We start from the raw sequence: 9,138 nt of genomic DNA on the forward strand, positions 1-9,138 counted from the left end.
TGTCCTTCACGAAGCCGGGTTCGACGTGGTTCGCCAGATAGTCGGGCAGGAGCGCGGCAAGATCGCGCTGCAGTGACGCGATCTGCTCGACGCCGGCGCGCAGCGCCGCGAACGCGTCGGTGCGGCCGAGCACTTCGGACACGGGTTGCGGGCGATACGGGGCGAGCGGGCCGAAACGCTTGGAAAATCGGTTCATCGAGACATTCTTCGGGCGCGCACGCGCGCGGACGTTGACGCCGATTGTACCCGCGCGGGCCCGGGCACGGGCGGCTTTCGCCCCGTCGGCCCGGCCGTCGGCGCATAGTGCCCGTCCGGCCGAGACACGGGCGCGCGCGTTCCCGCGTGCTAAAATTCGACGTTTGAGTCCACTAATTCGCTAAGCCGCCGAGGCTCGGGCGTCGGGGCGCGCAACACGCGCCGGGCGCCGGTGCTGCGACGCAGGATCCGATCCGATGACAACCGGTTTTCTCCAGAAAATTTTTGGCAGCCGCAACCAGCGGCTCGTCAAGCAATACCAAAAGACCGTCACGACGATCAATGCGCTCGAAACGCAGATCGAGAAGCTGACGGACGACCAGTTGCGCGGCAAGACGGACGAATTCCGCCAGCGGGTCGCGGCCGGCGAGTCGCTCGACAAGCTGCTGCCCGAGGCATTCGCGGTCTGTCGCGAGGCCAGCCGTCGCGTGCTGAAGATGCGGCACTTCGACGTGCAGATGATCGGCGGCATGGTGCTCCACTACGGCAAGATCGCGGAAATGCGCACCGGCGAAGGCAAGACGCTCGTCGCGACGCTGCCCGTGTACCTGAACGCGCTGGCAGGCCGCGGCGTGCATGTGGTGACCGTCAACGATTACCTCGCGCAGCGCGACGCCGAATGGATGGCGCGCCTCTACAACTTCCTCGGTCTGTCGGTCGGCATCAACCTGTCCGGCATGGAGCACGACCAGAAGCAGCAGGCCTACGCGGCGGACATCACGTACGGCACGAACAACGAATTCGGCTTCGACTACCTGCGCGACAACATGGTCTACGAGACCGACGCGCGCGTGCAGCGGGCACTGAATTTCGCGGTCGTCGACGAAGTGGACTCGATCCTGATCGACGAGGCGCGTACACCGCTGATCATTTCGGGCCAGGCCGAAGATCACACCGAACTGTACGTGCGGATGAACGCACTGCCGCCGCTGCTCGAGCGCCAGATCGGTGAAGAGAAGGCCGACGGCACGGGCGTCGAGAAGCCGGGCGACTACACGCTCGACGAGAAGGCACGCCAGGTGTTCCTGACGGAATCGGGCCACGAGAAGGCCGAGCGCCTGCTCGCCGAATGGGGCCTGATCGGCGAGGGCGAGAGCCTGTACGCACCGCAGAACATCACGCTGATGCACCACGTGTACGCGGCGCTGCGCGCACACACGCTGTTCCACAAGGATCAGCACTACGTCGTGCAGAACGGCGAAGTGGTCATCGTCGACGAATTCACGGGCCGCCTGATGGCCGGCCGCCGCTGGTCGGACGGCCTGCACCAGGCCGTCGAAGCGAAGGAACACGCGAAGATCCAGAGCGAGAACCAGACGCTCGCCTCGATCACGTTCCAGAACTACTTCCGGATGTACGCGAAGCTGGCCGGCATGACCGGTACCGCCGACACCGAAGCGTACGAATTCAACGAGATCTACGGCCTCGAGACGGTCGTGATCCCGACCAACCGTCCGCCGAAGCGGATCGACAAGCAGGACCAGATCTACAAGACGGCCAAGGAGCGCTATGACGCGGTGATCCGCGACATCCGCGAATGCTACGAGCGTGGCCAGCCGGTGCTGGTCGGCACGACGTCGATCGAGAACTCCGAACTGCTGTCGCACCTGCTGAAGCAGGCCGGGTTGCCGCACGAAGTGCTGAACGCGAAGCAGCACGAGCGCGAAGCGGCGATCGTCGCGGAAGCCGGCCGTCCGAAGCGCGTCACGATCGCAACCAACATGGCCGGTCGCGGTACCGACATCGTGCTCGGCGGCAACGCCGAGAAGCAGGCCGCGTTCATCGAAGCCGACGAAGCCATCCCGGCCGACGAAAAGGCGCGCCGCATCCAGCAGCTGCACGACGAGTGGGAAACGCTGCACGAGCAGGTGAAGGCCGCGGGCGGCCTGCACATCATCGGCACCGAGCGCCACGAATCGCGCCGGATCGACAACCAGCTGCGCGGCCGTGCGGGCCGCCAGGGCGATCCGGGCTCGTCGCGCTTCTACCTGTCGCTCGACGATCCGCTTCTGCGCATCTTCGCGGGCGACCGTGTGCGTTCGATCATGGATCGCCTGAAGATGCCGGAAGGCGAGGCGATCGAGGCCGGCATCGTTACGCGCTCGATCGAATCCGCGCAGCGCAAGGTCGAAGCGCGCAACTTCGACATCCGCAAGCAGCTGCTCGAATACGACGACGTGTCGAACGACCAGCGCAAGGTGATCTACCAGCAGCGTAACGAGCTGCTCGAAGCGCACGACATCACCGAGACGATCACCGCGATGCGTCATGGCGTGGTGACCGAAGTCGTCCGCCAGTTCGTGCCGGAAGGCAGCATCGAAGAACAGTGGGACGTGCCCGAGCTCGAGGAAGCGCTGCGCAACGACTGGCAGCTCGACCTCGCGATCCAGGAAATGGTGAACGAGTCGTCGTCGATCACGGCCGAGGAGATCCTCGACGCGGTGATGACGGCCGCCGACGAGCAGTACGAGGCGAAGGTCGCGATGGTCGGCCGCGAATCGTTCAGTGCGTTCGAGCGTTCGGTGATGCTGCAGACGGTCGACCGCCTGTGGCGCGAGCACCTCGCGGCGCTCGACCACCTGCGCCAGGGCATCCACCTGCGCGGCTATGCGCAGAAGAACCCGAAGCAGGAATACAAGCGCGAAGCGTTCGAACTGTTCGCCGCGATGCTCGAGGCGATCAAGCAGGAAGTCACGCGCGTCGTGATGAACGTGCAGATCCAGTCGCCGGAACAGCTCGAGCAAGCCGCCGAGCAGATCGAGGAGCGTGGCGGTCATCTCGAGAACGTCGAGTACCAGCACGCCGATTACGCGGAAGCCGGTGCGCCGGTGGCGAACGTCGCGGCTGCCGTGGCGGCCACCGCGACGGCCGACATGGTCGGCAGCGCGATGACGCACAGCGGCCCCGGCGGCGAAATGCCGAAGGTCGGTCGCAACGACCCGTGCCCGTGCGGCAGCGGCAAGAAGTACAAGCAATGTCACGGGAAGCTGTCATGATCGACGGCGGCGCGCGTCACGCGTGCCGCTTCGTTCGCAGCTTCGAGTGAGTAATGTGAGTTGCGGCGGCCCGCGCGTGCGGCCGCCGGTTCTTCCAATCGATGCCGGCGCATGCCGGCATTTTCCATCCGGCAGGTGTGCCCCATGGCTGTCAATTTTCCGTCGATCGATCCCGCCCAACTGCATCCCGTCGCCGGCGTCACGCTCGGCTGGGCGGAAGCGAACATCCGCAAGCCGAATCGCAAGGACGTGCTGGTCATTTCCGTCGACGAAAGCGCGACGGTCGCGGGCGTGTTCACCGAAAACCGTTTCTGCGCAGCGCCGGTCATCGTCTGCCGCGAGCACCTGGCGAAGGTGCGCGCAGGCGGCGCGGGCATTCGCGCGCTCGTCGTGAACACGGGCAATGCGAACGCGGGTACGGGCGAGCCGGGCCTCGTGAACGCACGCGAAACCTGCGCGGAACTCGCGCGCCTCGCAGGCATCGAGCCGGCGCAGGTGCTGCCGTTCTCGACCGGCGTGATCCTCGAGCCGCTGCCGATCGATCGCCTGAAGGCCGGGCTGCCGGCCGCGCTTGCGAACCGCAAGGCTGCGAACTGGTTTGACGCCGCGCAGGCGATCATGACGACGGACACGCTGCCGAAGGCCACGTCGCGCCAGGTGACGATCGACGGCCACACGGTCACGCTGACGGGCATCAGCAAAGGCGCGGGCATGATCAAGCCGAACATGGCGACGATGCTCGGCTTCCTCGCATTCGACGCGAACGTCGCACAGCCGGTGCTCGACACGCTCGTGAAGGAAGTGGCCGACCGCTCGTTCAACTGCATCACGATCGACGGCGACACGTCGACGAACGACTCGTTCATCCTGATCGCATCGGGCAAGAGCACGCTGCCGGCGATCACGTCGACCGATTCGCCGGCCTATGCGGCGCTGCGCGATGCGGTGACGGAAGTCGCGCAGGTGCTGTCGCAGCTGATCGTGCGCGATGGCGAAGGCGCGACGAAATTCATGACGGTGCAGGTCGAAGGCGGCAAGAACGTCGCGGAATGCCGCCAGATCGCTTACGCGATCGGCCATTCGCCGCTCGTGAAGACGGCCTTCTACGCATCCGACCCCAACCTCGGCCGGATTCTCGCGGCGATCGGCTATGCGGGCGTCGCGGATCTCGACGTCGACAAGATCGACCTCTATCTCGACGACGTGCTCGTCGCGAAGGCGGGCGGCCGTAACCCGGCCTACCAGGAAGAGGACGGCCAGCGCGTGATGAAGCAGAGCGAAATCACGATCCGCGTGCTGCTCGGCCGCGGCGATGCGCAGGCCACCATCTGGACGTGCGACCTGTCGCACGACTACGTGAGCATCAACGCGGATTACCGCTCCTGATCGGGAGTGCTCGAACGACATGGACAAGCTTGAACAGTTTCTGACGCGCGCCGAAGCGCTGCTCGGCCGTCTCGAGGGGATGCTGCCGCCCGCGCCGGCAGCGGTCGACTGGAACGCCGCACACGCGTTCCGCTGGCGCAAGCGCCAGGGGCGCGGCTATCTGCAGCCGGTGCCGGCCGTTTCGTCGATCACGCTCGACGATCTGCACAACATCGATCGCCAGAAAGGGCTGATCGAACAGAACACGCGGCAGTTCGTGCAGCAGAAGCCGGCCAACAACGTGCTGCTGACCGGCGCGCGCGGTACCGGCAAATCGTCGCTGATCAAGGCGTGCCTGAACGCGTATGCGCAGGACGGCCTGCGCCTGATCGAAGTCGACAAGGACGACCTGCACGATCTCGGCGACATCGTCGACCTGATCTCGCAGCGTCCCGAGCGCTTCATCGTGTTCTGCGACGACCTGTCGTTCGAGGAAGGCGAGTCGGGCTACAAGGCGCTGAAGGTTGCGCTCGACGGCTCGATCGCCGCGCAGTCGGACAACGTGCTGATCTACGCGACGTCGAACCGCCGCCATTTGCTGCCCGAGTACATGAGCGACAACGAGACGTACAAGCATCTCCCGGATGGCGAGATTCACCCCGGCGAAGTCGTCGAGGAAAAGATCTCGCTGTCTGAGCGCTTCGGTCTCTGGGTCAGCTTCTATCCGTTCAAGCAGGACGACTACCTCGACATCGTCGGGCACTGGCTGCGTCATTTCGGCTGTCCGGATGCGGAGATCGAATCCGCCCGCGGCGACGCGCTTGTATGGGCGCTCGAGCGCGGCTCGCGGTCGGGGCGCGTCGCGTGGCAGTTTGCGCGTGACTGGTCGGGCCGCAAGGAGCAGGCATGAGCGCGGATCTCGCACAAGGCGCGGTGCGCGCACCCGATGGTCGCAAGGTGACGGAAGTCGCGGTCGGCGTGATGGTGCAGCCGGACGGCACGGACGGCCGCTGCCGTTACCTGCTCGCGCAGCGGCTGCAAGGCAAGCCGTATGAAGGCTACTGGGAGTTTCCGGGCGGCAAGCTGGAGGCCGGCGAAAGCGTCGAGGACGCGCTTGCGCGCGAACTGCACGAGGAGCTCGGCATCGAAGTCACGGCCAGCCATCGCTGGCACACGCTCGAGCACGACTATCCGCATGCGTACGTGCGGCTGTATTTCTGCAAGGTGACGGGCTGGACGGGTGAGCCGCACAGCAAGGAAGGGCAGGCGTTCGTGTGGCAGCAACTGCCGGTCGAAGTCGCACCGCTGCTGCCGGCCGCGCTGCCGGTGCTCGAACTGCTCGAGAAGGAAGCGGCGTCGAACTGACGCCACGATGGCCTGCCGGAAAGGCGGGCCATATCACTGGCGGGCGGCGCCGCGCGCCGCTCAGCTGTCTCGACGGCCTTCCGTGCCGTCTTCTTCCGACGAGGGACCCTCGTCGGAAGATCCACCGATCCGGTACTTTTCCGCGGCCCATGCGCCGAGGTCGAGCTGCTTGCAGCGGGCCGAGCAGAACGGGCGGAACTGATTTTCGGGCGTCCAGCGCACTGCGGCGCCGCACGACGGGCATTTCACAACGGTAGTCATACGAAAGCGATTCGGCCCGCGGCCGTTACAGATTGCACAGTGTCAGATGGAACGGCACGTCGATGTCCACCGCGCGCGGCCGCACATCGCCGTCCTGCATGGTGAACCGTACCCACAACATGTATTTGTTGGCGCTCGCTTCGGGAATGACGCGCAGCTCCGGCGATACGCGTACCTGCATCAATTGGTACGTGCGGCCGGACAGCATCTGCTGGTAGCTGCCTTGCATCGCCATGACCTTCGACGCCTGGCCCGATTCGCGCGCGAGCCGCAGCACGATCGTCACCGCGTCGCGCAGCGGCAGCATCGGCAGAATCCACTTCGCGATGTCCTGACGACGCTGCTCGGCGGGCCACTGCTGCCATGCATAGTACGACGGCAGGTCGAACTTGCAGGTGCCGCCGGGGATCACTGCACGGCTGCGGATGCTGGCGAGCCACTCGTTGTCGACGAGGTGCTGGCCGGTCTTGCCCTGCATCTGCGCGAGATTCGCGAGCGTCTGCTCGATTTCGCCGAGCACGGCTTCGAGCGCGTTCTGCTCGATGCCCGGATTGCCGCGAAAGGGGGCGAGCGTCTGGCGCTGACGTTCGAGCTCCTTCATCAGATCCGATTTCAGGTCCGCGCGGCCCGTTACCTCGGCGATTTCGAACAGCGTCGTCAGCGCGACGTGGTGTTCACGCGGGTCCTCCTGAGCCAAAAAGAACGCGAAGCGCTCGAAGAGATCTTCGAGGCGCAACAGCGTGCGAATTCGCTCGTTGAACGGATACTCGTAAAGAATCAAGCGCGCTCGCCTCTTGGGTAGGGATTGAAACAATGCAGGACATTCTAATGCTCACTCTCTACCCTAGCAACGCGCCAATTTCGTACACCATCACGATTGGCGCGAGGTTCAGTGCGCGGCGGCCGCAAACCCGAGATAGCGTTGGTGCAGTGCATCGACCTGTGCGGCGAGCGCGTCGGGTGTCGTCGCGTCGTTGACGATCACGTCGTCGGCTGCCGCGAGACGGGCTTCGCGCGTCGCCTGTTTCGCGATGATCGCTTCGACCTGCTCGCGCGTGAAGCCGTTGCGCCGCATCACGCGTGCAATCTGCGTTTCGACCGGGCAATCGACGACGAGCACGCGATCGCTGCGCGCCTTCCAGTTGCCTGACTCGACGAGCAGCGGCACGACGAACATCACGTACGGGCCTTGCGCTTCGCGCGCTTCCCGATCGGTCTCTGCACGGATCAGCGGGTGCGTGATCGCTTCGAGGCGCCGGAGTGCGGCGTCGTCGCTGAAGATCAGTGCGCGCATCTTTGCACGATCGAGCGAGCCGTCGGCGGCCACGAAGTCGCGACCGAATGCCTGTTCGATCGCGGGCATCGCGAGACCGCCCGGTGCGGTAATGCGATGGGCGATCAGATCGGTATCGACCAGCGACGCGCCGCGGGCGCCGAACAGATCGGCGACGGTCGTCTTGCCGCTGCCGATGCCGCCGGTGAGTCCAATTGCGAACATGTCAGCCTCCGAGCGCCGAATAGAAAGGGGTGCCGAAAAACAGCGTCGCGACGCCGCCTGCCGCGAGGAACGGGCCGAACGGAATCGGCTCCTCGAAACGCATGCGGCCGCGCCAGGTCGCGATGAGCCCGACGATCGCGCCCGTCACCGCGGCGAACAGCACGACTTGCGGCAATGCGGCCCAGCCCATCCATGCGCCGAGCGCGGCGAGTAGCTTCAGGTCACCGAAACCGATGCCCTCGATGCCGCGCAGCCATTTGAACAGCCAGTAGATCGACCACAGGAACAGGTAACCGGCCATGGCCCCGATCACGGCGGAGCGCAGCGACGTGAAGGTGCCGCCGAGGTTCAGCACGAGTCCGGCCCAGAGGAGCGGCAGCGTCATCGAGTCGGGCAGGTAGCCGGTCCGGATATCGATCGCGCTCATCGCGAGCAGTGCGGCGCACAGCGCGAACGCGGCAAGCGCGGCGACGGTCGGGCCGAATGCCGCGAGCGAGCCGGCGGCGAGCAGCGCGCACGCGAGCTCGACGAGCGGATAGCGGATGCCGATCGCGTGGCCGCAGCGCCGACAGCGCCCGCGCAGCATCAGGTAGCTGACGAGCGGGATGTTTTCCCATGCGCGCAGCACGTGGCCGCAATGCGGGCAGGCGCTGCGCGGGCGCCACAGATCGTAGCGCGGCGGGTAGCCGTCGTCGGGCGGGGCGCTCGCGTTGCCGGTCGCTTCATCGATCTCGGCCTGCCATGCGCGCTGCATCATCACGGGCAGCCGGTGCACGACCACGTTCAGGAAGCTGCCGATACAAAGGCCGATGACGACCGCGAACGCATACTGCAGCGTGGGCGGCAGCATCGCCAGCGCGAGCAGCGTGCTCTCGGGCGAGTCGGTAACGGCGGACAGGGGCGCTGGCGTCATGAGGCTCAAGGTTCGGACTAAAAGGCGACAGAATCGGTTGCGATGCTACACCACGTTGCCGAGCTGAAGGATGGGCAGGTACATCGCGATCACGAGGCCGCCGACGAGTGCACCCAGCACGATCACGATCAGCGGCTCGCCGAGTGCGGCGAGTGTGTCGAGACGCGCGTCGAGCTGGCGTTCGCACAACGCGGCGATGTCGGCGAGCATCGTGTCGAGCGCACCGGTTTCCTCGGCGACGGCGATCGGCTGCACGACGTCGTCCGGAAAGCAACCGGCCGACTGCATCGCGTCAGCGAGACGCGCGCCGCGCAGCACGCGGGCTGCGATGTGCGTGGTGGCGTGCTCGAACACCGGATGGCCGGCGGCGCGCTCGAGCGTGGCAAAGGCGTCGGCGAGTGGCACGCCGGCGCCGAGCAGCGTCGCGAGCGAGCGGCACCAGCGTGCGGCTGCGTACCGGGTGAGTGCACTACCCGCGAGCAGAA

At 65.9% G+C, this 9,138-nt stretch carries 9 protein-coding genes and 1 pseudogene; 4 read left to right on the top strand and 6 right to left on the bottom strand.

What is annotated here, in order from left to right; all coding sequences use genetic code 11:
• Positions 1-196, bottom strand: a pseudogene (locus G3N99_RS28485) (DUF721 domain-containing protein); the annotation flags it as partial.
• 256 nt (positions 197-452) lie between these two features.
• On the opposite strand from G3N99_RS28485, the gene secA reads away from it, so the two are divergent.
• The 4 genes from secA to G3N99_RS28505 all read left to right on the top strand — a co-directional run bounded on the left by secA (position 453) and on the right by G3N99_RS28505 (position 5,981).
• Complete coding sequence (gene secA, locus G3N99_RS28490; protein WP_206124053.1) at positions 453-3,251, top strand: preprotein translocase subunit SecA; 2,799 nt, start codon at positions 453-455, stop codon at positions 3,249-3,251.
• A 144-nt stretch (positions 3,252-3,395) separates the two neighbouring features.
• Positions 3,396-4,637, top strand: a complete 1,242-nt coding sequence (gene argJ / locus G3N99_RS28495; protein ID WP_174946767.1) for a bifunctional glutamate N-acetyltransferase/amino-acid acetyltransferase ArgJ — start codon at positions 3,396-3,398, stop codon at positions 4,635-4,637.
• A 19-nt stretch (positions 4,638-4,656) separates the two neighbouring features.
• Positions 4,657-5,526: an ATP-binding protein gene (locus G3N99_RS28500; RefSeq protein ID WP_174939037.1), complete on the top strand. Its 870-nt coding sequence runs from the start codon at positions 4,657-4,659 to the stop codon at positions 5,524-5,526.
• On the top strand, positions 5,523-5,981 hold the full coding sequence (locus tag G3N99_RS28505; RefSeq protein WP_174939039.1) for an NUDIX domain-containing protein: 459 nt from the start codon (positions 5,523-5,525) through the stop codon (positions 5,979-5,981). The genes G3N99_RS28500 and G3N99_RS28505 overlap by 4 nt, the downstream gene beginning before the upstream one ends.
• A gap of 60 nt (positions 5,982-6,041) precedes the next feature.
• Here G3N99_RS28505 and G3N99_RS28510 read toward each other — a convergent pair whose 3' ends face one another.
• From G3N99_RS28510 to G3N99_RS28530, 5 genes are all read right to left on the bottom strand, one after another.
• A complete protein-coding gene (locus G3N99_RS28510) occupies positions 6,042-6,242 on the bottom strand; it encodes a DNA gyrase inhibitor YacG (RefSeq protein ID WP_011350851.1) in 201 nt (66 codons plus the stop codon).
• Positions 6,243-6,267: 25 nt separating this feature from the next.
• The gene (zapD, locus tag G3N99_RS28515) at positions 6,268-7,023 is read right to left on the bottom strand and encodes a cell division protein ZapD (RefSeq protein ID WP_174939041.1); all 756 of its coding nucleotides are present in this window, start codon (positions 7,021-7,023) and stop codon (positions 6,268-6,270) included.
• Positions 7,024-7,131: 108 nt separating this feature from the next.
• The gene (gene coaE, locus G3N99_RS28520) at positions 7,132-7,740 is read right to left on the bottom strand and encodes a dephospho-CoA kinase (RefSeq protein ID WP_206124054.1); all 609 of its coding nucleotides are present in this window, start codon (positions 7,738-7,740) and stop codon (positions 7,132-7,134) included.
• 1 nt (position 7,741) lies between these two features.
• Positions 7,742-8,653, bottom strand: a complete 912-nt coding sequence (locus G3N99_RS28525) for an A24 family peptidase (protein ID WP_206124055.1) — start codon at positions 8,651-8,653, stop codon at positions 7,742-7,744.
• Between the two features lie 45 nt (positions 8,654-8,698).
• Positions 8,699-9,138, bottom strand: a 440-nt coding sequence (locus G3N99_RS28530; RefSeq protein WP_206124056.1) for a type II secretion system F family protein, incomplete at its 5' end; no start/stop codon positions are given.

Origin of the sequence: Burkholderia sp. Ac-20392 (assembly GCF_017104585.1) — a bacterium.
In the GTDB taxonomy this organism is placed as follows: domain Bacteria; phylum Pseudomonadota; class Gammaproteobacteria; order Burkholderiales; family Burkholderiaceae; genus Burkholderia; species Burkholderia lata.

Bases quoted from the DNA above. Each gene is read 5' to 3' on its own strand.
- secA (WP_206124053.1), top strand. From the start codon at position 453: ATGACAACCGGTTTTCTCCAGAAAATTTTTGGCAGCCGCAACCAGCGG.
- argJ (WP_174946767.1), top strand. From the start codon at position 3,396: ATGGCTGTCAATTTTCCGTCGATCGATCCCGCCCAACTGCATCCCGTC.
- G3N99_RS28500 (WP_174939037.1), top strand. From the start codon at position 4,657: ATGGACAAGCTTGAACAGTTTCTGACGCGCGCCGAAGCGCTGCTCGGC.
- G3N99_RS28505 (WP_174939039.1), top strand. From the start codon at position 5,523: ATGAGCGCGGATCTCGCACAAGGCGCGGTGCGCGCACCCGATGGTCGC.
- G3N99_RS28510 (WP_011350851.1), bottom strand. From the start codon at position 6,242: ATGACTACCGTTGTGAAATGCCCGTCGTGCGGCGCCGCAGTGCGCTGG.
- coaE (WP_206124054.1), bottom strand. From the start codon at position 7,740: ATGTTCGCAATTGGACTCACCGGCGGCATCGGCAGCGGCAAGACGACC.
- G3N99_RS28525 (WP_206124055.1), bottom strand. From the start codon at position 8,653: ATGACGCCAGCGCCCCTGTCCGCCGTTACCGACTCGCCCGAGAGCACG.